At 69.2% G+C, this 23,403-nt stretch carries 21 protein-coding genes and 1 pseudogene; 16 read left to right on the top strand and 6 right to left on the bottom strand.

Annotation, left to right across the window (positions count from 1 at the left end; genetic code table 11):
- Positions 1-20: 20 nt before the first annotated feature.
- The 6 genes and pseudogenes from DEJ16_RS16105 to DEJ16_RS05865 form a co-directional block, all read left to right on the top strand.
- Positions 21-635: pseudogene (locus tag DEJ16_RS16105) on the top strand (MFS transporter); the annotation flags it as partial.
- A gap of 5 nt (positions 636-640) precedes the next feature.
- Positions 641-1,303, top strand: a complete 663-nt coding sequence (locus DEJ16_RS05885) for an MFS transporter (protein WP_375232102.1) — start codon at positions 641-643, stop codon at positions 1,301-1,303.
- Entirely contained in the window at positions 1,300-3,591 is a 2,292-nt protein-coding gene (locus tag DEJ16_RS05880) for a glycoside hydrolase family 3 C-terminal domain-containing protein (protein ID WP_110826171.1), read from the top strand. Before DEJ16_RS05885 ends, DEJ16_RS05880 begins: the two co-directional genes overlap by 4 nt.
- A gap of 124 nt (positions 3,592-3,715) precedes the next feature.
- The gene (locus DEJ16_RS05875; RefSeq protein WP_110826170.1) at positions 3,716-4,396 is read left to right on the top strand and encodes a TetR/AcrR family transcriptional regulator; all 681 of its coding nucleotides are present in this window, start codon (positions 3,716-3,718) and stop codon (positions 4,394-4,396) included.
- A gap of 150 nt (positions 4,397-4,546) precedes the next feature.
- Positions 4,547-6,364 (top strand): NAD(P)/FAD-dependent oxidoreductase, encoded by a 1,818-nt coding sequence (locus DEJ16_RS05870; protein ID WP_110826169.1) that lies wholly within the window; start codon positions 4,547-4,549, stop codon positions 6,362-6,364.
- Between the two features lie 80 nt (positions 6,365-6,444).
- On the top strand, positions 6,445-7,443 hold the full coding sequence (locus tag DEJ16_RS05865; RefSeq protein WP_220032670.1) for an SMP-30/gluconolactonase/LRE family protein: 999 nt from the start codon (positions 6,445-6,447) through the stop codon (positions 7,441-7,443).
- Between the two features lie 18 nt (positions 7,444-7,461).
- Here the strand turns inward: DEJ16_RS05865 and DEJ16_RS05860 are convergent, their stop codons facing one another.
- The gene (locus DEJ16_RS05860; RefSeq protein ID WP_181419472.1) at positions 7,462-9,252 is read right to left on the bottom strand and encodes a glycerophosphodiester phosphodiesterase family protein; all 1,791 of its coding nucleotides are present in this window, start codon (positions 9,250-9,252) and stop codon (positions 7,462-7,464) included.
- A 65-nt stretch (positions 9,253-9,317) separates the two neighbouring features.
- Positions 9,318-10,331, bottom strand: a complete 1,014-nt coding sequence (locus DEJ16_RS05855; RefSeq protein WP_110826166.1) for an SDR family NAD(P)-dependent oxidoreductase — start codon at positions 10,329-10,331, stop codon at positions 9,318-9,320.
- A gap of 387 nt (positions 10,332-10,718) precedes the next feature.
- On the opposite strand from DEJ16_RS05855, the gene DEJ16_RS05850 reads away from it, so the two are divergent.
- From DEJ16_RS05850 to DEJ16_RS05840, 4 genes are all read left to right on the top strand, one after another.
- Entirely contained in the window at positions 10,719-12,926 is a 2,208-nt protein-coding gene (locus DEJ16_RS05850; protein WP_110826165.1) for an MMPL family transporter, read from the top strand.
- 638 nt (positions 12,927-13,564) lie between these two features.
- Positions 13,565-13,966, top strand: a complete 402-nt coding sequence (locus tag DEJ16_RS05845; RefSeq protein WP_110826164.1) for a GNAT family N-acetyltransferase — start codon at positions 13,565-13,567, stop codon at positions 13,964-13,966.
- Positions 13,967-14,461: 495 nt separating this feature from the next.
- Positions 14,462-14,635 (top strand): hypothetical protein, encoded by a 174-nt coding sequence (locus DEJ16_RS15710; protein WP_181419471.1) that lies wholly within the window; start codon positions 14,462-14,464, stop codon positions 14,633-14,635.
- Between the two features lie 739 nt (positions 14,636-15,374).
- A complete protein-coding gene (locus DEJ16_RS05840) occupies positions 15,375-15,959 on the top strand; it encodes a hypothetical protein (RefSeq protein ID WP_146232826.1) in 585 nt (194 codons plus the stop codon).
- A 198-nt stretch (positions 15,960-16,157) separates the two neighbouring features.
- On the opposite strand, the gene DEJ16_RS05835 is transcribed toward DEJ16_RS05840, so the two are convergent.
- Positions 16,158-16,868, bottom strand: coding sequence for an SDR family oxidoreductase (locus DEJ16_RS05835; RefSeq protein WP_110824420.1), 711 nt, complete (start codon positions 16,866-16,868; stop codon positions 16,158-16,160).
- Between DEJ16_RS05835 and DEJ16_RS05830 the strand changes: the two genes are divergently transcribed.
- Complete coding sequence (locus tag DEJ16_RS05830) at positions 16,809-17,318, top strand: MerR family transcriptional regulator (RefSeq protein WP_309146406.1); 510 nt, start codon at positions 16,809-16,811, stop codon at positions 17,316-17,318. The genes DEJ16_RS05835 and DEJ16_RS05830 overlap by 60 nt on opposite strands.
- Positions 17,319-17,769: 451 nt before the next feature.
- On the opposite strand, the gene DEJ16_RS05825 is transcribed toward DEJ16_RS05830, so the two are convergent.
- Together DEJ16_RS05825 and DEJ16_RS05820 are read right to left on the bottom strand one after the other, a co-directional pair.
- Positions 17,770-18,147, bottom strand: a complete 378-nt coding sequence (locus DEJ16_RS05825; protein WP_258365838.1) for an MMPL family transporter — start codon at positions 18,145-18,147, stop codon at positions 17,770-17,772.
- A 121-nt stretch (positions 18,148-18,268) separates the two neighbouring features.
- On the bottom strand, positions 18,269-18,814 hold the full coding sequence (locus tag DEJ16_RS05820; protein ID WP_110824417.1) for a TetR/AcrR family transcriptional regulator: 546 nt from the start codon (positions 18,812-18,814) through the stop codon (positions 18,269-18,271).
- Positions 18,815-18,934: 120 nt separating this feature from the next.
- On the opposite strand from DEJ16_RS05820, the gene DEJ16_RS05815 reads away from it, so the two are divergent.
- The gene (locus DEJ16_RS05815; protein WP_110824416.1) at positions 18,935-19,969 is read left to right on the top strand and encodes an aldo/keto reductase; all 1,035 of its coding nucleotides are present in this window, start codon (positions 18,935-18,937) and stop codon (positions 19,967-19,969) included.
- Positions 19,970-20,026: 57 nt separating this feature from the next.
- Here DEJ16_RS05815 and DEJ16_RS05810 read toward each other — a convergent pair whose 3' ends face one another.
- Complete coding sequence (locus DEJ16_RS05810; RefSeq protein WP_258365837.1) at positions 20,027-20,521, bottom strand: ASCH domain-containing protein; 495 nt, start codon at positions 20,519-20,521, stop codon at positions 20,027-20,029.
- A 98-nt stretch (positions 20,522-20,619) separates the two neighbouring features.
- On the opposite strand from DEJ16_RS05810, the gene DEJ16_RS15705 reads away from it, so the two are divergent.
- The 4 genes from DEJ16_RS15705 (at position 20,620) to DEJ16_RS05795 (ending at position 23,395) form a co-directional block, all read left to right on the top strand.
- Positions 20,620-20,763 carry a hypothetical protein gene (locus DEJ16_RS15705; protein WP_181419470.1) on the top strand — a complete coding sequence of 48 codons (144 nt, stop codon included), beginning with the start codon at positions 20,620-20,622 and terminating at the stop codon, positions 20,761-20,763.
- A 4-nt stretch (positions 20,764-20,767) separates the two neighbouring features.
- Positions 20,768-22,069: an adenosylhomocysteinase gene (locus tag DEJ16_RS05805; protein ID WP_220032661.1), complete on the top strand. Its 1,302-nt coding sequence runs from the start codon at positions 20,768-20,770 to the stop codon at positions 22,067-22,069.
- A 93-nt stretch (positions 22,070-22,162) separates the two neighbouring features.
- Positions 22,163-22,999, top strand: coding sequence for a hypothetical protein (locus DEJ16_RS05800; protein ID WP_110824415.1), 837 nt, complete (start codon positions 22,163-22,165; stop codon positions 22,997-22,999).
- A gap of 171 nt (positions 23,000-23,170) precedes the next feature.
- A complete protein-coding gene (locus tag DEJ16_RS05795; RefSeq protein ID WP_110824414.1) occupies positions 23,171-23,395 on the top strand; it encodes a hypothetical protein in 225 nt (74 codons plus the stop codon).
- Positions 23,396-23,403: the final 8 nt, after the last annotated feature.

Genomic DNA, 23,403 nt, shown 5'->3' with positions numbered 1-23,403 from the left:
CTCCTCGAAGGAACCCGACCATGACGACGACGTCCGACCGCAGCTCCGAGCCACCCGTCCTCGGCGGGACGACCGAGCCTGCTCCCCTCGTGCGTGGGACCATGCGCCGCCTCCTGGCGTGGATCATCCCGGCCAACATCAGCCTCTTCCTCATCAACGGCGCCGTTCCCGGTGTCCTCCTGCCACTCCAGCTCGAGCAACTCGACTCGAGTGGCAAGGTGGCGTCCTTCGCGCTCGTGTCCACCATCGGTGCCGTCGTCGCGATGATCGCGCAGCCGGTCGCGGGTCTCGTCTCCGATCGCACGCGATCGCGGTTCGGGAAGCGCGCCCAGTGGATCCTCGGCGGAGCGATCGTGGCCGGGCTCGCCCTGGTCGGCATGGGCTCGGCCAACGGGATCGTGCAGGTGACGATCTCCTACGTCATCCTGCAGCTCGCCATCAACTTCATGCAGGCGCCACTGAGCGCGATCCTGCCCGACCGCGTACCGCGGGGAGCTCGGGGTACCTTCTCGGCGCTCGCCGGTCTCGGGGCGCTCGTGGGCGCTTCCGCCGGTCAGGTCGTCGGGGCGACGTTCGCGCGGTCGGTCGGCACGGGGTACGTCATCTTCGCCGGCCTCGTCGTCGTCGTGCTCGCCTCTTCCTGGTCTTCAACCCCGACCACCCGAGCAAGGACGCCGACCGCGAGCCGTTCTCCGTCAGCCTCTTCCTGCACACGTTCTGGATCAACCCGGTCCGCCACCCGGACTTCTTCTGGGCGTTCACCGGCCGGCTGCTGCTCTACACCGGCTACTTCGGGGTACTCGGGTACCAGCTGTACATCCTGCAGGACTACATCGGACTCGGTGCCGACGCCGCGGCCGCCGTCCCCGTCGCCGGTCTCCTCAACCTCGCCGGCATCATCGTCTCGACGGCCGTCTGCGGGCCGATCTCCGACCGCTTCGGAGGTCGCCGCAAACCGTTCGTCTTCGCATCGTCGCTCATCGTGGCGATCGCGCTGGTCATCCCGATGGTCTCGCACACCTACGGCGCATGGCTGCTGCTCTCCGCGATCGCCGGGGTCGGGTTCGGCGCGTTCAGCGCGGTCGACCAGGCGCTCATGGCCGACGTCCTGCCCTCGGCGAGCTCGTACGCCAAGGACCTCGGCGTGGTGAACATCGCCGCTACCCTGCCACAGGTCATCGCCCCCGCCGTCGCCGGCGCTGTCATCCTGCTCTTCGGCGGGTACCTCGCACTGTTCCCGATCGGGATCGTGCTTTCCGTCCTCGGCGCTTTCGCCGTCTGGTTCATCAAGGGAGTCCGATGACCACCCAACCCACCGTCCCCCCGACCGAGGTCTCGGTCAGCCCCGCCGACGCGGTCGACGCGCTCACCCTCGAACAGCAGGCGGCGCTGAGCAGCGGGGCCGACTTCGTCGCCACGAAGGCGCTCGGCGCCGTACCGTCGGTGACGATGGTGGACGGCCCGGCGGGTCTGCGCATGCAGGACCTCACCAAGGGTGCCGACCACCTCGGGCTCCGGCCGAGCCTCCCCGCGACCGCGTTCCCGTCCGGTACGGGGCTCGCACAGTCGTGGGACCCCGAGCTGGTCGGACGGGTCGCACGCGCCATCGGCACGGAGGCCCGCGCCGCTGGGGCGAACGTCGTGCTCGGCCCCGCGATCAACATGAAGCGTGATCCCCGCGCAGGGCGGAACTTCGAGTACTACTCCGAGGATCCGCACCTCACCGGCGTGCTCGCCTCCTCCTACGTCACGGGGTTGCAGAGCACCGGCGTCGGCGCGTCACTGAAGCACTTCGCGGCGAACAACACCGAGCACGAACGCTTCCGGTCGAGTTCCGACGTCGACGAGCGCACGCTCCGCGAGATCTACCTCCGTGCCTTCCAGCGGGTGGTGCAGGACGCCGAACCGTGGACCGTCATGTGTTCGTACAACCGCCTCAACGGCGTCCCCGTCGCCGAGAACCGGTGGCTCCTGCACGACGTGCTGCGCGCAGAGTGGGGGTTCACGGGCGCCGTGGTCAGCGACTGGGGAGCCGTCGACGACCGGGTGGCGTCCGTGCACGCCGGAGTCGACCTGGAGATGCCCGCCAACAGCGACGGGTCCCACGACCGCGCCCTCGCGGACGCAGTCGAGAACGGCCTGATCGACGCCCGCGAGGTTCGTGCCGCCGCCGAACGCGTCGCAGAACTCGCGATCCGGACGCACGCCGCGGCTGACGACATCGCCTGGGACGAGCAGCAGCACCACGACCTCGCGCGGGAAGCAGCAGCAGCCGGCATCGTCCTCCTGCAGAACGACGAGACGCTCCCGTTGTCCCCCGGAGCATCCGTGGCCGTCATCGGCCACTTCGCCACCGTCCCACGTGCGCAGGGTGGGGGGAGCTCCTTCGTGAACGCTCTCCGGATGGAGGTGCCGCTCGAGGAGATCCGCAAGGCCGCTTCGTCCGCCACGGTCGCATGGGCTCAGGGCTTCGATCCTGACGACCCCGGGGTGTCCGAGCGCCTCCGCACCGAAGCGGTCGCCGCCGCACGGGCAGCGGACGTGGCGGTGGTGTTCCTCGGCCTCGCCGGCACCCAGGAGGCCGAAGGCTTCGACCGCGATTCGATCGCGCTGCCCGCGGACCAGCTCGCACTCCTCGCCGCGGTCCGCGCTGTCCAACCCGACGTGGTGGTCGTCCTCTCGCACGGCGGAGCGCTGGAGCTCACCGCGGTGACGGAGCAGGCCTCCGCGATCCTCGACGCGCCGCTGCTGGGTCAGGGCGCCGGCGGGGCGATCGCGGACGTCCTCTTCGGCGTCGTGAACCCGTCCGGTCGGCTGGGCGAGACGCTTCCCGAGCGTCTGCAGGACGTGCCCGCTTTCGGCAACTTCCCCGGCGAGCACCTGCACGTCCGCTACGGCGAAGGGCTCTTCGTCGGGTACCGCTGGTACGACGCTCGGGACATGCCCGTGGCGTTCCCCTTCGGGCACGGCCTGTCCTACACCTCGTTCGACTACTCCGACCTCGAACTCGACGTCCAGCACAACGGAGTCACCGCTCATCTGACCGTCACCAACACCGGATCTCGAGCGGGCCGGGAGGTCGTCCAGCTCTACACCGGACTCGACCAGTCGACCCACGTCCGGCCGGTCCGGGAGCTCAAGGCGTTCACGTCGGTGCACCTCGAGCCCGGCGAACAGCGGCGTGTCCGTCTGCACGTCCGCCGTGACGACCTGGGCGTCTGGGACACCCGGCTCGCCCGCTGGACGATCGAGCCCGGTTCCTACCGGATCGACATCGGAGCATCCAGCCGGGACGTCCGCTCCACGGGGCACGTCGACGTCGCCGGTGAGCCCCGTCGCGTGCACCTCACCCTCGAGTCCTCGATCGAGGAGCTCCTGCAGGACCCGGTCGCCGGTGCGGCGTTCAAGCCGATGCTCACCGGCGCCTTCGGCGGCGGTGACGACACTTCCGCGCACGGAACCGGGATCGACATCCTCAGGATGATCGGCAGCACGCCTGTCCGTCGGTTCGTGGCGTCACTCGGCGGTGCCGAGCAGCTCGGCATGATCCAGCACGTCCTCGACCAGGCGAACGCAGCGCACACCGACTGATGCGTCGCGAGCGACCAGGGCTGGCAGCAGTCGCTGCCGGCCCTGGTCGGGTCGGGCACGCAGCACAGCACGCGCGGCTGCGCCGCGTGGTCGTTAGGCTCCGTTGGGACCGTGAGGAGCCTCCATGACCGACGCCCAGCAGCACACCCGAGCGTCCCGCGTCGCCGCCACGCGGGAGGCGATCCTCACGGCCGCCGAACAGCTCTTCGGCGAGTACGGGATCGCTCATGTGTCGAGCCGGCAGATCGGGGAGGCGGCCGGGCAGGGGAACACCGCTGCCGTCGGCTATCACTTCGGTGGCAAAGCAGAGCTCATCCGCGCGATCCTCGCCCGACACCAAGGCGCCATCAACGCGCTCCGACTCACAGAACTGGAACGAGTCGAAGGGTCCGACGACATCCGAGAATGGATCGCGTGTTTCGTGCGTCCGACCACGACGCACCTCGAGTCCCTGAACTCCCCGACCTGGTACGGCCGGTTCAGCGCACAGGTCGCAACCGATCCCGCATGGGCCGACATCGCAATGGACGAAGCGAGAGAAGCGCCCGGTCTCATGCGGATCGCGCACGGCATACAGCGATGCCTCCCGGACCTCCCGGCCCGCGTCCGCGCTGAACGGATGACGATGGGCCGGATCCTCCTGACCCAGGTCATCGCCGAGCACGAGCGCGCGCTGGAACGGGGCGGCGCTCGCATCTGGACGGACTGGCCCGCGGTGGCGGACTCCCTCGTCGACGTCGTGTCGTCCCTGTGGCTCGCCGAAGCGCTGGTGACCGGACGTGCTGCCGGGCCGGCGCCGGCGTGAACCCAGGTCCACCGTTCGGGGGACCCCCCGTTCGTGGCACGTGGAAGTATCCCGAGAATTTAAATCATGCGTTTGATTCACTGATGGCTCCGAGGTTGACTGGTCGGAGCGGCAACACCTGTTGCCGCCAGACCCATCGCGAGGAGCACGATGACGGACATCGCCACGGACAGCACAATGAGCGAGACCGAGTTGGACGCGCTGCGCGCCCGGTACCGGGTCGAACGAGATCGACGCGTCCGCCCGGACGGGCTGCGGCAGTACCAGGGCACACGCGGGGCCTTCGGGTACTGGGCGACGGACCCCTACACGCCCCGCACCGACCGGCCGGAGAAGACCGACCGCGTCGAGGTGCTCGTCGTCGGCGGTGGGTTCGGTGGACTCCTGACCGGTGCCCGGCTGCGGCAGGCGGGCTTCACCGACATCCGCATGACCGAGGAAGGGGGCGACTTCGGCGGGACGTGGTACTGGAACCGGTACCCGGGCATCCACTGCGACATCGAGGCCTCCGTCTACATGCCACTGCTCGAGGAGGTCGGGACGGTCCCCACACGGCGGTACGCACCGGGGGAGGAGATCCGGCAGCACGCGATGGCGATGGCACGGCACTTCGACCTGTACGACGACGTGCTGTTCCACACCCGTGTGACGGAGCTCCGATGGGACGACGACGCAGCCGAGTGGGACGTCCGGACCGACCGCGGCGACGCGATGCGCGCCCGGTACGTGATCGTCTCCTCCGGATCGCTCTCCCAACCGAAGCTCCCCGCCATCCCGGGCATCGAGACGTTCACGGGTCACACGTTCCACACCAGCCGGTGGGACTACGGCTACACGGGTGGCGACCAGACCGGCGGGATGACCGGCCTCGCCGACAAGCGCGTCGCGGTCGTCGGGACCGGTGCGACCGGCATCCAGGTGATCCCCCTCGTCGCGGAGGACGCCGAACACCTCACGGTGTTCCAGCGCACCCCGTCGAGCGTCGACGTCCGCGACAACCGCGACCTGCCCGCGGACTGGACCACGGGCCTCCCGACCGGATGGCAGCAGGAACGCATGGAGAACTTCCTCGCGGTCGTCTCCGGCGAGGAAACCGACGTGGACCTCATCCAGGACGGATGGACCTCCACCGCGGCGCTGCAACGCACGATGCTGACCGGGCAGACGGAGGACACGCTCGACCCGGAGGAACGCGACCGGCTGATCGAGATCGCGGACGCCCGCAAGATGGACCAGATCCGAGCGCGGGTCGACTCCGTCGTCACGGACCCTGCGACCGCAGAGGTCCTCAAGCCCTGGTACCGGTACATGTGCAAGCGGCCGACGTTCAGCGACAAGTACCTGCAGACCTTCAACCGTCCGAACGTGACACTGGTCGACACCGCCGACACCGGCGGGATCACCGCGATGACCGAGACCGCCGTGGTCGTCGGCGACACCGAGTACGAAGTCGACGTTGTCGTCTTCGCCACCGGGTTCGAGACCGGCGTCTCCGGAGTGATCTCCGGGACACTGCCCGTCCACGGCCGGGACGGCACGCAGCTGCTCGAAGCGTGGGCGCGAGGCCCGCGGACGCTGCACGGATTCGTGTCCCACGGGTTCCCGAACCTGTTCCACCTCGGTGCGCTGCAGAACGCGAACTCGGTGAACTTCGTCCACATCCTGCAGGAGCAGGCGACCCACATCGCAGCGATCCTCGAGCACGCTCGCGACGATGGCGCCCGGCAGGTGGAACCGACGGTGGAGGCCGAGGACCGGTGGTTGGCGACGATCCGCGATGTGGAAGTGGACAACGCTGCGTTCCTGGCGGAGTGCACGCCCGGCTACTACAACGGTGAGGGCACCCGGAAGCGCGGCGGCGGCGGGTACAGCCCCGGCCCGGTCCGGTTCCACGAGCTGCTCCGGCAATGGCGGGAGTCCTCGATCGACGAGGTCCTGGTGCCCGAACTCGCCGTCAGCGCCTCCTGATGCGCCAGCTGTACACGAGCGGTACACCGTGGGAAGGAGCCGCGCGATCCGGCAGAGTACGAATCGGCGCGGTGCTGACGATGTCGGCGGCCGCAGCAGTCGTGCTGTCGGGCTGCGCTGCGCCCGCGGACCACGCGGCCCCGGCTACAGCGCGCACGGACGACCGGACAGCACGCCGCGTCGTCCAGGTCGCGCCTGCACCGGAAGCCGGCACCGGGTACGGACCGCTGCTCGAAGGGCCGACGTTCGCTGCTGACGGGCGACTCATCGCCGTCGACGTCACCGCCGGAACCGCGCGGCCGAAGGTCGTCCGGATCGACCTCGACCGCCGGAAGGTCACGGCGTTCGGGGACGGTGCGGGGCTCGCCGCGCCGACTTCTGCGCAGTCCAACCCGCGCGACGGCCGATTGTACGTCACCGACTTCGCAACGGGGAAGGTCGTCAGCCTGGACGGCCGGGGCGGTGGCCTCCGCGTCGAGTTCGAGGGCCCCGTCGACGGCCGGCCCATGCAGCCGGACGACTTGACCTTCGACCAGGACGGGAACATGTTCGTCAGCGATGCGGCAGGGAATGCTGCATCGACGGAGGACCCTGTCGGACGGGTCGTTCGGATCGACGCTGCTACCCACCGCGCCACGGTGGTGCTCGACGGGCTCGCGTCGGCGAACGGAATCGCCTTCGACGAGGACCACCGTGGGCTGTGGGTGAGCGAGTACAACCGCAACCAGATCGACCACGTCCAGCTCGACGCCGAACACGAGGAGGCGACGGCGGTGTATCCCGCCATCCGGCCTGACGCCGGGGCGAGCCGGGTCGACTCCGTCGCCGTCGATGCCGCCGGCAACGTCTACCAGGGGTACGAAGGGAAGCCCGTGATCGATGTCTTCAGTCGCGACGGTGACCCGGTCGCGCAGGTCACCGTGCCCAGTCACGACCGGCGAGCCGTGACCTCCGCGACGAACCTCGCGATCAAGCCGGGGACGACCGATGCGTACATGACGGTGAGCGGCCCGGGTGGGTCGTTCGTGTACGAGTTCCGCGCCTACGGCAGGGGTACGCAGCAGTCGAACGGCGGATGACCAGACCTCGGACTTTCGTCAGGAGACGAGCCAGCGAAGCCTGAGCTCGTCCCGGAGCACTCCCGGTGCCCCCGGCGACTCGCGTGCAATGCCCGCGACCAGCCTACGGGCCGCCACCGGCCGGTCGGTGATGACGCCGTCCAGGCCCGCCCTGAGCAGGACCCGGATGCGCACGTCGCTGTTCGCCGTCCATGCATAGACCGCCCGTCCGTCGCGATGGGCCCGACGGATCATCGCCGATGTGATGGACGCCTGTTCCACCGCGTAGAAGTCGACGGGGAGCTCCGGGAGTGGACCGACGTGTGGCCCCACAGTCAGGCCGACACGGTGCTCCGGGTGCTGCTCGAGCATCTCGTGCACGACCGTCGGGTCCAGCGAGTGGAACCACGTGCCGGGCGGTAGGCCCACACGATCGAGCTGCGCAAACAGGTCCCGCACGGATCCGCCGTTGGTCGCTGCCGTCACCTTGAGTTCGATGAGCAGCGGCATGCCGAGCTGTCGTGCGTGCTCAACGTAGGCGGTCATCGTCGGGATGGTGTCGGCGCGGCCGTGCATCCGGACGGTTGTGCTCGTGACTGCAGCGGTCGACATGTTCGGGATGTCCTCGTCCCGGCCTGCGAGCACGAGGAGGTTCGTGTCGTGACTCGCGACGAACGTGCCGTCCCGCGTCTGCTGGACGTCGACCTCCACACGGTCCGCATGCAGGGCAGCCGCCGCTTCGAGGCCCGCGATCGTGTTCTCCGGACCGCCACGATCGTGCCCACGATGGGCGATGACCGAGGCGCCTCCTTCTGAGCCGACGACGGACGGGGGGACGGCAGGTCGTGACACGGCGGGCGAGGGAACGAGGAGCATGCTGCAGCCCAGGGTGACGACCATCCCCACCGCCACGAAGCGGCCAGACGCCGAACGCCGGACGTGGACCCGTTCGTTCACAGCGGGTGGCCGTCCGACTGTTGCCCGGACGGTCCCCACGAGGGACAGGGCGACCGCCTGCGCGACCACGACCGAGAGAGCGGACAGGACCAGGACCGGGAGGACATCGACCGCTTCCTGTACCCGCACGGACGGGACGAGTCTCATCAGTGCAGTCGAAGTCCGGATGACCAGCGAGTTGACGATGGTGGAGCCAGCGAGCAGCACCGTCACCTGACCTGCGACGGCGAGACCACCGCGGCGTGTGGCTCGGAGGCTGGCGATGATCCCTGCGGCCGGCCCCTGCCCAGCGACGATCATGAACGCCGGAGCGAGAATGAGACGGAGGCTGACGAAGACGACCAGGGCAGCGAGGGTGCACCAGAGTGTCGCGCTGAGCGGCGCCTTGAGGAATTCCCGCCCGATGAACGGTGGGACAGCGAGTCCGCCCGTGAGCGGCGCGAACACCGCGATCCCTGCTAGGGGCTGCAACACGGCGAGCTGTAGCCCGGTCACGACCACGCCCGGGCGGAGGAACCGTCGAGCCGAAGCCAGGGTTCCACGCGCCGCTGCTCGGACGGACAGCGGCTCACCTGCGAGTTGGAGGTCGGCAACCGTCAGGACGAGGACGGCCCAGCAGAGGGTGGCGGCGAGCGTGAGACCCGCCGCGGTCGCGATCCCGGCGAGGGCGATCGGGTCACCGAGCAGGGCAGCGAAACCGGTTGGGGTCGCAGCCACCCCGTTGGCTCGGTGGTCGGTCGCGAGCGCGATCGACCACCGAGCCGCTGGACGCGCGGCCACCGCGATGACAGCGGAGGCCACCAGGAGCAGCAGCCACACGCGGGCCGGGACCCGGACCAGCTGGGTGAGCGTGTTGCGAAGGGGCGGCACCACGAAACGGACGGGACGCGCGTCGTGAGCTCGCACGGCGCCTCCCGTCCAGTCCGTGACCGTGTCGACTACTGGACCGACCATCCGCCGTCGGACGGCAGGACGACTCCGTTGAGGTTCGTGCCGTCGTCGCTGAGGAGGAACGTGATCGACGCGGCGAGCTGCTGCGCCGTCGCCACCGCCGGGATCGTCTGCAGGAGCGGCTGGAGCCGGGATGATCCCAGCTCGGACTCGAATCGGGTCGGGATGCCGGTTGCGACGCCGCCCGGCGCTACTGCGTTGATCCGGATGCCGCTCGGGCCGTACATGAAGGCGCTGTTCTTCGTGAGGCCGACGACTGCGTGCTTCGACGTTGTGTAGGCCACCCCGGCCGCGTTGCCACGCAACGCCGCCTCCGAGGCGATGTTCACGACCGAGCCGCGCCGAGCCGCGAGCATGGCCGGCAGCACCGCTCGGGTCAGGCGGAACATCCCAGTGACGTTCACGCCCATCACGCGCTCCCAGACGGCGTCGGACGTCTCGTGCAGTGGCGCCATCGTGTCGGTGATGCCCGCGACGTTGGCGAGTCCGTCGATGCGGTCGCCCGCGGCCTGGACCACGCGTTGGACGTCGTCCTCGCTCGTGATGTCACCGACCACGGTCACGACATCAGACCCGGGCAACTCGTCGACCAGTGCCTCCAAGCCGGCCGGGGCGATGTCTACTGCGACTACACGCCCGCCTTCTCGGGCGATGCGGGACGCGGTGGCGCGGCCGATGCCGCCGCCGGCACCGGTGACGACGACGGTCTGTCCCGCGAAGCGGCCCGGGACGACCACCTCTGCGTCGCCGTTCGCCGCCGCTTCGACGGGCATCTCTCCGCCGTTCGCCGCGAGGACCAGCCCGTCGATCGCGGCCTGGGGGAGCTGACCGTTCGAGAGTGCGACGAGCTGCTGTAGGGGCAGGCCACGTACGGGAGTGAGCGACTCGGGGTCGGTGCCGCCCTGGGCGAGGAGCTCGCGGATGAGCTCACCGCCGACGGGGTGGTCCAACCATGTGCCGACGGTTGAGGCGGCGGTGAGGATGGTGGTGTCGTTCGACATGATGTTCGTCCTTTCGTTGCGTGCCCCCACCGTCCGGCTCTGCACGGGGCGACGCATCGTCGTCTCGGATCGATCGGTCTACTGCATCGGCAGTACGTGCGGCAGCGCTGGCGCAACACCGTCAATCGGCGACCGTGACGGACAGCGGTGCTGTGCACGAGGGTGGGAGGTCTGCCTCCTCGCCTGATCCGATCACCTGCGTCCCCCGGAACCGATTGCCGCTCAGTGAGCAGCGGACCGTCGCGCCTACTGGTTGCGCTGGGAGAGGGGGGATCTACTGCAAATGGAGTAGTTCGGACGCTGCAAAAGGAGGCCGTACCGAAGCGTTCCGCCCGGAATCGTTGACGTTGTTCGCACCTCGCGGACCACGACGACGAAGGAAACCGCATGTCCACGTTCCTGTCCCACCTCGGGCGCTTCAGTGCCCGGTTCCGATGGCTGGTGATCGGAGCGTGGCTCCTGATCATGGCCGTCCTGATCGGCATCTTCGTCGTCGGCAGCGGCATCGAGAAGGACGCCGCGACCACGAGCATCCCCGACACCAAGGCCTCGCAGGCGTTGGAGCGGATGAACGAGGAGTTCCCCTCCACGACCGGCTCGGACACCGCGTCCCTGCAGCTGGTGTTCCAACCGGAGTCCGGCGACGTCACGGACGCGTCGACTGCGAAACAGATCGAGTCGTTCCTCGCGAAGGCTGACAAGGTCGACGGAGTCCAGTCCGTCAGCGACCCACTGAACGCCGAACAGCCGTACATCTCGAAGGACCGCACGATCGCCGTCGCCACGGTGACCTACGGCGACCTGACGAAGGCCCAGCAGACGAAGTTCTACGACGCGGCCCTCGACCTGCAGGAGAACGCTCCTCCGGCGCTCGGCGTCGAGCTCGGCGGGAACCTGGTTCCCCTCGGCGCCCCGGCCACCGGCCCGGGTGAAGGCGCCGGCGTCATCATCGCGTTCATCATCCTCGCGATCACGTTCGGCTCGCTCCTCGCCGCGGGCATCAACCTCCTCGTCGCCGTCTACGGCGTCGGCGTCGGCCTGATCGGTGTCCTCGCCTACGGCGCGCTCACCCCGATCGGTGACAACGCGATCATCCTCGCGACCATGCTCGGCCTCGCCGTCGGGATCGACTACAGCCTCTTCATCCTGTCCCGCTTCAAGACCGAACTCCGCTCCGGACGGAGGGTCGACGACGCGATCGCCCGGGCAACCGGTACCGCCGGCACCGCCGTGGTCTTCGCCGGCATGACCGTCATCGTCGCCCTCGTCGCGCTCCTGGTCGCGAACCTCAGCTACATCACCGAGATGGGTGTCGCGGCCGCGTTCGCCGTCGCCGTCGCCGTCCTGCTCTCGCTCACCCTGCTGCCGGCACTGATGCGGTTCATGGGTGTGAAGGCCCTGTCGAAGAAGCACCGTGCGGCACTGCAGCGCGGGGAGCTCTTCACCGAAGACGGCCCGCAGAAGCGCGGCGTCCTCCGCTCGTGGGGCAGCTTCGTCGTGAAGCGCCCGATCGTGTCCCTCCTGAGCGGGGTGCTCGTCCTCGTCGTCGTCGCGCTCCCCATGCTCAGCATGAAGACCGCCTCCAACGTCCCCGGCGGGTCCGACCCGGAGTCCACCGAACGTACCGCCTACGACCTCATCGTCGGCGAGTTCGGCGGCATCCAGAGCCCCCTGATCGTCCTGGCCGAGGGCGACGACATCACCTCGAAGACCGCCGTGATCGAGAAGGAACTCACCGCTCTCGACGGCGTGCAGCAGGTCGTCCCGGCTCAGGTCAGCTCCGACGGCGACTACGCACGGATCACTGTCATCCCGACCGAAGGGCCGATCGACGACTCCACCAAGGACCTGGTGCACCAGATCCGTGACGACGCGGACACCATCAGCGGAGCGCACCTCGAGGTCACCGGTGAGACCGCGATCGGCATCGACTCCGACGACCAGCTCGCTCAGGCGCTGGTGAAGTACGTCATCGTCATCGTCGTCATCTCGATCATCCTGCTCATCGTCCTGTTCCGATCGCTCCTCATCCCCGTGATCGCGACGCTCGGCTACCTGCTCTCCGTCGGCGCATCCTTCGGCGCGAGCGTCGCGGTGTTCCAGTGGGGCTGGCTGGACTTCCTGCCCGCACCGCAGGGTGACCCGATGCTGAGCATCCTGCCGCTGCTGCTCGTCGGAGTGCTCTTCGGACTCGCGATGGACTACCAGGTGTTCCTCGTCTCCCGCATCCAGGAGATGTACCGCAAGGGCCTCGACCCGAAGCAGGCGATCCGCGAGGGCTTCTCCCGATCCGGACCCGTCCTCGTCGCCGCCGCGAGCATCATGATCGTCGTCTTCGGCGGGTTCGCCACCGGAGAGTTCGCGATCGGCGCCTCCATCGCGTTCGGTCTCCTCGTCGGCGTCGCCGCGGACGCGTTCATCGTCCGCATGGTCCTCATGCCGGCTGCGCTGTCCCTCCTCGGACGCTCCGCCTGGTGGATCCCCAAGTGGCTCGACAAGGTCCTCCCCGACGTCGACGTCGAAGGCCACGCCCTCGACAAGCACGACGACGCGGCACCCGCCGCGCACGACCAGCCACGAGTCCTCGTCGGCTGACACTCCGAAGGGCCCCGGTGAACACACCGGGGCCCTTCGTCCTCCGCTCGTCGAACGAAAGTGGCCAGCTGATGCAGCACCCCGTCCGCCCCGAAGACATCCACCTCCCCCCGACTCAGCCCATCGACATCACCGGCTACCTAGCCGCGGAAGCAGCCCGTGCGTCCGCCGAGAACGGCTCCGCACCAGGGTTGAGCGGTCAGGATCCCGAACCGCCTTGCTGAGCGCAGAAGCAGCTGGCAGCCGCTGCCCGACTCGTGCGTGGTGAACGACCGTAGACGGAGCGCCAGGCGGCAGACTGACCCTGTTGCAGGGCGACGCCGCCGGTGAGCGCGACCTGGGTCAGCTCGCGACCTCGATGCTGTAGTTCGGCCAGCGACACGACCCTGCCAGGTCGCGCTTGAAGGCGTTCGACCTGGGGTATCCCGCAGGCGACACGAGACGCTTCGAAGAGGTCGCGACAAGGAATCTGCAACCCGAGTCGGAATGCGACGTCACGCGACACTTTGCGTTGACGATCACATGTGAGACGGCGATGCCCCGGTCAAGCAGGACAGGGAAGTCGTCGTGGTTGTCGCCCCCAGTCGCGTACCGGTGGACGAGCGGCTTTCGAGACGGTCTCGCAGTACCGTTCCGGGATGGACTACTCCTTCTCCGCGCCGACCGCGATGGAGTTCAAGACGCTCTACGACGAGACTGGTTGGGGGGACTGGACTCTGGACCGATTCGAGCGCGCCCTGTCCGGGAGCTGGATCGTCTGCACCGTCAGGGATGACGCCGGCCGCCTGGTCGGCATGGGCAGGCTCATCAGCGACGGGGCGCTGCACGCCTTCGTGACCGAGATGATTGTCACCGAAGAGGCTCGAGGTGGAGGTATCGGCGGTCAAGTCCTCGCGCGCCTTGTCGACGAGGCACGTCGCCGCGGAGTGGACGACGTACAGCTCTTCGCGGCCCGGGGTCGGGCTGAGTTCTACGAACGCCACGGCTTCGAGCGCCGGGCCGAGAGCGGACCCGGCATGGACGTAGCGAGCGTTCGCTAGCCCATTCCCTACGGGCGGCTGTCGTGAGCACCACGCGTCCCCGTCGTCGCAGCGTTGTTCGGCAGCGACGATGATGAGGCCCTGGTCGTGCTCGGGGCAGTGCGTAGTGCTGAGTTGCGCGACCGGTCGGTGGCCTCGGCTCGCCCTTCGATAGGGACGGACCCGAGGCGCGGGTGGTCGCCCGTGAAAGGCGGAAGGTCAGGTCATGATGGTCGTCTTGGTCAATGTCACCGTCACTCTCAACGAATACGAAACCAAGCGGATCGAGAAGTTCGCAGCGAACGTGATCGTCACGAGCAACCGTCCGACGGAAGAGGTCACGAGCGACACCCGTGACCGCATCGACAACGCGGTGGGGCTCCGGGACCGGATCTCGGTTGCGCGTACCGCTGCGGAGAAGGCGGCTGGAAGTGAGCGGGGCGCCGCTGCGGAGCACCCGCGGCGGGCTTGTCGGCGTGGGATAGCGCCGACCGTCGCGACCGCCACGCGGAGCAGATGGCCGCCGCCGACGTCGACCCCGTCGCCGTGCAGGCGCAGTACGGTGCCGACGTCTCCAACGCCAAGCATCCGCGGCCTGCCATCACGACCACGCGTGGTGCCGCGAAGGCCCGCAAGAGCGTGACCCGGGCGATGGGTACTCATCGTGAGCGTGGGGAGCGCGGCCGGTGAAGACCGCGCTCCTACTGCCGTGGGCTAGTCACCAGCCGGCGGGTCGAGATTCTGTGACGGAGCAGTCGTGGATGAGCAACGTCCCGCCGGTCGATGGGTCCTGCTGTGTGAACACCTGCAGTGTTGAGGAGTTCCCGTCCGTGCTGATGTGCCCAAATCATTCGATCTTCGTCCATACGCCCACGGTGAGTTCTGGGATGTCCCAGCCCCTTGGGAGCGCTTGCCGCTCGGATCCGGGTGCCCATTCAACGTCGCGCATCGCGGCGCTCATGCCCGCGGTGGTGGGCCGCACCCAGCAGGAAGCCCAGTACCCTCCGAATCGGACTCCGTTGCGCTCAATGACACGCTGAACCCCGATCGTCCCGCGGCGCTTGATGCGGGGATGACGGACAGGGCGCCAGACCCTCCGTGTGCCGGTGATGCCACACGGTTGATCGTGCCGTCTCCGATGGTGCCTTGCTCCTCTCGTGGGCAGGGATGTTTGGGGCTAGCTTTGGCGGGGGGAACCCGACTTTCGCAGCAGTCGCAAACGTCGATCCGGCGCTCGTCGGCGTTGAGGGGGTCGGCGGCAGTCGGATGGACATCGACAGCTTCGTACTACCTCCAGCAGCGCCGAACTGAGCCCCCGGCAAATCCACGGATACCATCGACCCGACGGGTACCCGCTGGTATCGCGCGTATGTCAGGATCGCGGCGTGGCCGCGCCGACGGCCGGGCGGGGGACCCGATGACCGACGCGATGACAGCCAACGAAGGCCGGCCGACAGCGGAGGGCCGGTGGTGGATGGGGGCCCGGGGCGTCCTCTCCGCCGCGACGATCGGCGCTCTCGTGCTGCTCGCCGGCCTCGTCGTCGCAGAGCAGCCAGGCCGACCCGACCTGCGGACGGTCGCTGCCGATGGTGGTTGTGGCGGATGGTCCGAGGACAGGCCAGGGTTCGATGAGTCGGTGATGACCGTCGCGTTCCTCGTCGAGAACCCGTCGGCCGAGCCGGTGACGATCCGAGGGACCCGCATGACGTGGGACGCCGGGCTCAAGTCGGTGCGCGTGCAACTCGCGCGACCGATCGTCGGCGTCGACGAGGGCGCGATGTTCGGCTACTTCTCCGACGACATCGACGCGGACCACGTGCTGCCGACCCGGGGCGCGGTCATCCCGGCGGATGGGTCGATCCGGGTCGCCGCCGAGATGCACCTCCGGCCGGGGGCGGACTCGGGGCACCTGACCGGGCTGCGGTTCCTGACGGACGGGCCGCTCGGCACACTGCGGACCGAGACACTGCCGGTCGGGGTGGGGATGATGGCACCGGACGTGAAGAGCTGCTGACGAGGAGGTCTCCGGCGCTCATTCGTCTGACGCGAGCAGCAGGTGGCTTGGCGCAGACGACAGCGCTCGGATCCGGGCGTGCGATCCATCTCCCACACATCTCAGGGATGGTCGCTGCTCTTGTTCGGTCGCCGCCTTCGGTCGCGAGCACCTCTCCGACGCGCCCTCGCACGCACGCCAGGTGTCCTCGGGCTGCTTCTATGATGCGAGGATCTGAGCCACGACCGCGTACAGCTCCTTTGGGTCCCGGGCGAGCATCTGCTTGATCAACGCAGCCTGCTCGTCCACCACGACCTCGTAATCGTCGCGCTCGACCCCGTCCAGGGTCGCGCGCGCCACGTCCGCGGGGTCGGTCTTGGCGATCGAGAGTCCCGCCGTCATGTCCGTGTCGGCTACTCCGAGGTGCACCGACATCACCGCTGTTCCTTGTCCGGCCAGCTCATGACGCAACGCGTTGCCCATGTTCCACAGGGCAGCTTTCGACACCGCGTAGGCGGACGCCCCTGGCATCGCCAGCCAGGAGGCGCCCGAGGCGATGTTCACGATGCTCCCACCGCCGTTCGCGGCCAGGACAGGTGCGAAGGAGCGGATGACGTTGAGGGTGCCCCAGACGTTCGTGTCCATGTCGGCGTGCGCTGCGTCCAGATCGCCCAACAGGGTCGCTGTGGTCGCGATACCGGCGTTGTTGATCAACAGATCAACGTCGGTCGCTAGAGCGGCGGCCGCGGCGACGGACTCGGGGGAGGTGATGTCGAGGGCGAGGCGCTCCACACCCTGGAGGTCGATCAGTTCAGGACGTCGGGCGGTCGCGTACACGTTCGCCCCGCGTGCGACCAACTGGGCGGCGAGATGACGACCGATACCGCGGTTCGCGCCAGTGACGAGGGCAGTGGCTCCAGAGAGGTTCATGCCGCTACGCTAGAACCTGACATCAACGTGAGAATCAAGCCCAGGAGCCGAAGAATGCGGATCGGTGCACTTGCAGAACGCGCTGGCGTCAGCGTTCGGTCGCTTCGGTACTACGAGGAACAGGGACTCCTCGAGTCGGAGCGGACCACGGGCGGGCACCGGGAGTACCACGATTCCGACGTGACGCGTGTGCGCTTCATGCAGATGCTCTACGCAGCGGGCATGCCGAGTCGCCGAATCGTCGAACTCTTGCCGTTCCTCGACACCGGCGTCGCGACACCGACGATGCTCGACCACTTCGACGAGGAGAGCGATCGCATCCAACGCCAGATCGAGGACCTCACCGCCACCCACGATCGCCTCACACGGCTCCGCGACATCGCGGCGGAATCAGTCGCGGGGCGGCCACCAGAAGAGTGTCGCTCCTCAGCGAACGCAGCCGCCGCTTGACCGGGTCGTTCCCCCTGCCCGTGAGCACCACGCCCTGCGTGGCGCCGCGGTGTTTGCACCTGCAGGGCGGAGAGCCATCACAGTCGACAGTCGTTGTTCAAGTGTCAGAAACCCCGCTCGAACTCGGGGCTCGAGCGGGGTCGTGATCACGGATGTGCTGACGTCAGTTCTGTCCGCCGCCAACGAGCAACTGACTGCCGCTGACCCACCGCGCAAGCGGCACGACGAAGAACTCGACGGGGTCTGCGACGTCGTCGACTGAGCCCATTCGCGACCCGGTGGGGCTTGCACCCTGCACGAACGCGCGCAGCGAGTCATCCTCGGACACGGCGAGGAACGAACAACACCACCGACGGTCGAGTGGACACCGGCGGAGTGGACACCGGCGGAGTGGCAGAACGAAGTCGTCCCGCTGCGGTGGCAGGCGGGACGGCTTCGTTCTGTCGGGGGACTACTGGGCAGCTACCGAGATGCTGCCGGTTCCTCGCTGGCGCTCGGTGGCTCGGTCGAGTCCGTGGCCTTCGGTGTCGAGGTTCGGGATGATCTTCTGCATCCAGCGGGGCATCCACCACGCGGCTTCACCGCAGAGGGACAGCAGTGCCGGCATGATCATCATCCGGACCAGGAAGGCGGCGGCGAGGACGCCGACGAGCAAGCCGACGGCGATGGAGGCGGCGACGGCCATCTCGCTGGTGGCGAAGCCGGCGAAGACGACGGCCATGATGGTCGCTGCGGCGACGAGGACGGTGCCGGACTTGGTGAAGCCGGAGTGCACCGCGTCCTCAGCAAGCTCACCTCCGTCGAGGACGAGATCACAGGGCTCAACCACGTCGAAGCCGTCGTGCCCGGCCAGATCACGAAGTCCGATGACGCCGCCCTGCTGACCGTCATCCCGACTGGCGGACCCATCGCCGACAGCACGAAGCAACTCGTCACCGGGGCAGCGGTGGTCACACGGTGGCGCGGTAGCGCAGCCCGTCGACCAGGAGCCCGACGAGCTGCTGGCTCTGCTCGGGCGTCGCCGCACCGTGGGACAGGTCGGCGACCGCCCGGAGCAGCTGGGGTGCGTCGATGTCGGCGCGGACCGTTCCGGCTGCTGACGCTGCGTCGAGCAACTCCGCCAGGGTGCCACCGAGGCGTGCGACGAAGTAGGCGGGCAGGGCTGCGAAGGCGGCGTCGCCGGACTGCAGCGCGGCGGCGAGCCCGCGTTTGGTGGCGACGAACTCCGTGAACCGCTGGAGCCACCGAACGAGCGCCTCGTCCGGCGCGTGTGCTGCGCGCAGGTCGTCGGCGGCGTCCGCGCAGGCTTCGACGGCCTGCTGGAACACCGCCACGACCAGGTCGGATCGCTGGGGGAAGTGACGGTACAGGGTGCCGACGCCGACACCTGCCCGGTCGGCGATGGCCTTGGCAGGGGCGTCGACGCCGTCGGAGGCGAAGACGGCCTTCGCGGCGTCGATCAGCGCGTCCAGGTTGCGGCGGGCGTCGGCACGCACGGGTCCTCCTCGGATGGGGGTTGTGAAACGGAAAGGCGTTCCGTATAGTTCCGGAAGAGCGTTCCACTTCGAGTCAGCCTACGACATCTGCACTCGGGACGCCATCGACAGGAGGAACCCATGCAGTACCGCACCCTCGGCAAGACCGGCATCCAGGTCAGCCCCTTCGCGCTGGGCGCCATGATGCTCGGCACTGACGGCCGCATCGGCAACGGTGACGAACAGGACTCGATCCGGATCGTCCACCGGGCACTGGACGCCGGCATCAACCTCATCGACACCGCCGACCGCTACTCGCAGGGTGGGTCGGAGACCCTGCTCGGCAAGGCGCTCGCGGGTCGCCGTGACGACGTCGTGCTCGCCACGAAGTTCAACGGGCCGATGGGGGACGACCCGAACCGCCGCGGGAACTCCCGTCGGTGGATCATGCGCGCTGTGGAGGACTCGCTCCGCCGTCTGCAGACCGACCACATCGACCTGTACCAGGCACACCGACCGGACGACACGGTCGACCTCGAGGAGACCCTGTCGGCGCTGACCGACCTGGTGCGCAGCGGCAAGGTGCGTGCCATCGGCACGAGTGACTTCCCGGGGTCGCTCCAGGTGGAGGCGCAGTGGACCTCGGAGCGCCGGGGCCTGGAGCGGTTCCGGACGGAGCAGCCGACCTACTCGATCCTGAACCGCGGCATCGAGCGCGAGGTCCTGCCCGTCGTCGAGCGCTACGGCATGGGCGCGCTCGTCTGGAGCCCGCTGGCCGGCGGCATGCTGACCGGTCGGTTCCGCAAGGGCCAGCAGAGCGACCTCGCCCGTGTCGGCATGTTCCGCCACAACCAGGACGAGCGACGCATCGACGCCGTCGAGCAGGTCGTCGCGCTGTCCGAGGACACGGGCATCCCGATGACCCACCTCGCGATGGCGTTCGCGATCGCGCATCCCGGCGTCACGAGTGCACTGATCGGCCCGCGGTCGATGGAGCAGCTCGACGACCTGCTCGCAGGCGCCGACGTGGCGCTGTCGGACGAGGTCCTCGACCGGATCGACGCGATCGTCCCGCCGGGCACGGACGTCGGACGGCTCGACCAGCAGTACGCGCCGCCGGCGGTCCTGGAGGCCAGCCTGCGTCGACGTCCGGCACCTGAGCGCCGAGCGGCCTGAGGGCGACGGCCGGCCCCTCGAGACGACGGGCGCCTGGATGCGGTGACGACAGCATCCTCAGGGCGTTGGCGAGCCTGGCCCGTCGGTCTCCTCCGGCCACAGCACCCGGAACCGTTCACACACCACCGGCATGTCCGACGCCCACCCCCGCGGGTTCTCCGAGTGCTCCCGCCAGTACCGCTCGTGCGACGCGCGCCAGTAGGCAAGGGTGCGGTCGCCCTCACCCTCGGCGCGGGCGTGCTCAACGCTGACCTGGTCGAACGGCACGATCCGGACGTCGGTCGACACGAGCACCGCTCGCGGCTCGTCGGTGCCGTCGAGGATGATGCTGTACTCGCCTGCCTCCGGCAGGGGTTCACCGGTGGCCTCGTAGTCCCAGAGCGAGGACGCGGTCCCGTCCTTCACGCCGGCGAGCACGAGGTCGAGCAGGGCGTCCGCGTGGTCCGGGGTCGCACCGAACGCCCACGCGGGGGGAACGGTCGCGGGCAGTTCGGGGGAGTCGCGGCGACGCGCCTCCCAGAAGGCGACCACGGACGGCGAGGGTGCGTTCACAGCAGTGACCCTAGCGAGCGACGAGATCCGAGCGACGGCCACGCCACGCACCGGACGTGACAGGATCGACCCGTCCCCACGAGCCTCCCGGAGCCCCGATGACCACGCGCGTCCGCACCGTCAGCGCGGTGCCGCCGCGCCAGCGCGCAGCGGTCGCCGCCCCGCGCTGGACGCCGATCGTCTCCGCCGAGAAGGCCGACCTGTACGGCAGCGACGACAGCCGCCGCGAGCTCCATCCGTAGACGCGTGACGGGCGCGCACCGCGCCTCCAGGCCGACGGCTCCTTCTCCTGCACAGCAGGCGGGGGAGCAGCGGCCCGACCCCGCACCTCCCACCTCTCGGAACAGGAAGCACCGTCATGCCCGCACCCTCACCCTCACCCCCTCCGGCTCCCCGGCGATCGACTGGGCCACCCGCTCGATGCCGCTCCTCGCGGCCAGCATCGAGCAGGACGCCCCGGTGTTCGCCGGGCTGCACGTCGGCATCTGCATCCACATCGAGCCGAAGACCGCCGTCCTGTGCCGGTGGCTGCTCGACCAGGGTGCCCGCGTGACGATCACCGGCAACGTCGGCACGACCGTGCCCGAGACGGCGGAGGCCCTCCGGACGCTCGGCGTCACGGTGATCGGCGGCCGCAGTGACGACGCCGAGCAGCACGACCGGAACCTCGACGAGCTGCTGGCCGCCCTGCCGGACCTGGTGATGGACAACGGCGGCGAGCTCATCGCGAAGCTGACCAGGGGGGCGCCGCGGTCGAGCACGTTCCTCGGCGCGACGGAGGAGACGACCACCGGCGGCATCGCCGTCCGCGCCCTGCCCCAGGCGCCGGACTTCCCGGTGGTCGTCATCAACGACAGCCGGCTGAAGCTCATCGTCGAGAACGAGCACGGCGTCGGGCAGAGCATCGTGCAGGGCTTCATGAACGCCACGAACGCCATGGTGCCGGGCGCCCGTGCCACCGTGGTCGGGTACGGCCCGTGCGGCAAGGGCGTCGCGGACACGCTCCGGAACCTCGGGGCCGTCGTGAGCGTCGTCGACACGGACCCGTTCCGCGCGCTCGAGGCGATCATGCGCGGGCACCGCGTCGGCCCGATGGAGGCGGTGCTGCCCGGCACCGAACTGCTCTTCCTCGCGACCGGCGCGCGGGGCGTGATCGGCTCCGCCGAGATCGCCCTGCTCCGCGACGGGGTGGTCATCGCGGGCGTCGGTCACGAGGGACTCGAGCTCGACCTGGAGGCCCTGCTCGCGGTGACCGCGGAGACCACAGCCCTGTCGGGGCCGGGTTCCGACCCGGACGCGCGCGTCTTGCACCGCCTGGTCGACGGCCGCGAGGTGGTCACGCTGTCCGGGACGCGGATGATCAACCTCACGGCCGCGGGCGGCAACCCGATCCAGGCGATGGACCTCGGGCTGTCACTGCAGGCGCGGAGCCTCGCGGCGATCGCGCGCGGGGACGTCCCGGCGTCCGAGGTCGGACCCGTCCCGGTGGACGTCGACTCCTGGCTGGCGACGTCGCTCGTCGCGATGCTCGGGAAGGACGGTCGGTAGCGCTGGGGCGCCGAACCACCGGGGGAGATCCACGTCGACCGGACGCGGAGCGTGCTCCCTGGCTACGGTGGTGACTGACTGGTCGGGGGGATCATGACGAACGTGCAGCGGGACGACCTGGTGGTCCATCGGGACACTCGACTGCGGCAGTGGTCGATCGCCCTGGCGGTCCTGGGCCCGGTGCTCGCGGTCGTCGCGTTCTGCATCCTGGTCGGGTTCAGCCTCGACTCGTCGTTCGGGGACCCTGCGAACGCGTTCGAGTACCTCCACGTGTGGGTCCTCGCGATCGTCCTCGGCGGACTGGTCCCGATGGCGGGTGCCGTCGTGCTCGCCGTCCTGTGCGTCGTCCGACGGTCGCAGTCCTTCGCGGGTGCGCTCGTCGGCGGCGCCGCGGGCCTGCTCCTGACGGCACTGCTGGCGCCGGCGCTCTTCGCGACCCGGATCCCGGACGCGCAGGAGTACCGGGCCGCGCTCGACCGCACCACGGCCGCAGAACGGCAGGACCCCGACTCGATGCGCGACGAGTTGGAGCAGGTCCACGCCGATGCCGTCGCCACGCTGCCGGAGCCGCAGCCGTCCGGCTCCGCCCCTGAGCCCGGCAGCGAATCGTCCGACGACATGGAATGGCTGCGCGGGGACATCTGCGACCTGTCCGTCGGGTACGACGGCGTCGACTGGTCGAGTGTGGACCTCGAGTCCTACGAGGTCGACGACGTCCAGGACGCGATCGACGCCATCCGCGAGGACGCCGAGGCACACGGCCGCTCCGTCGAGGTGGAGACGGACGACGACACCGGTGGCGTCTCGCGGCTGGTCGTCTCGACGCGCTCCGGAGACCTGTTCGTCGACGTGGAGTCTCCTGTCCCGCCGCCCGGACACGAGGCATCGACACTCGAACTGGACGCGGTCACCCACTGCGTCGTGGACTGACGAGTTCGGGCACACGGCTGACGTTGACTCCACCGCGGCTGCACGTCAGGCGCACCGGGACCGTGTGTCCCCTGCGCCTGTGTCCACGCGCACGCCGGACCGAGGAGCGTGGGACACCGCACGCCCCCGACCCTCCGGGTCCCGGACGGAACGCGACAAAGGAGCTCCACCATGACCAGCACCACCGCCAAGCACGTCACCCTCGACCCGACCGGCACCCTGCGCACCCTGGTGCTGCAGGAGCCGGGAGCCCAGGACGTGGACCTGACCGTTCGTGGCATGGCCCCGGAACGACTCCGCTACCTGGGACGGATGTGGGCGGCGACGCACGCCCGCCTGCACCGCCCCCTCGCTGCCGACGGGTACGGCTACCGCGTCGTGGGTTCGCTCGCCTGATCGACGGC

Source organism: Curtobacterium sp. MCJR17_055 (assembly GCF_003224335.1).
Classification (GTDB): Bacteria; Actinomycetota; Actinomycetes; order Actinomycetales; family Microbacteriaceae; genus Curtobacterium.
This window is presented reverse-complemented; position numbering and strand designations above follow the sequence as displayed.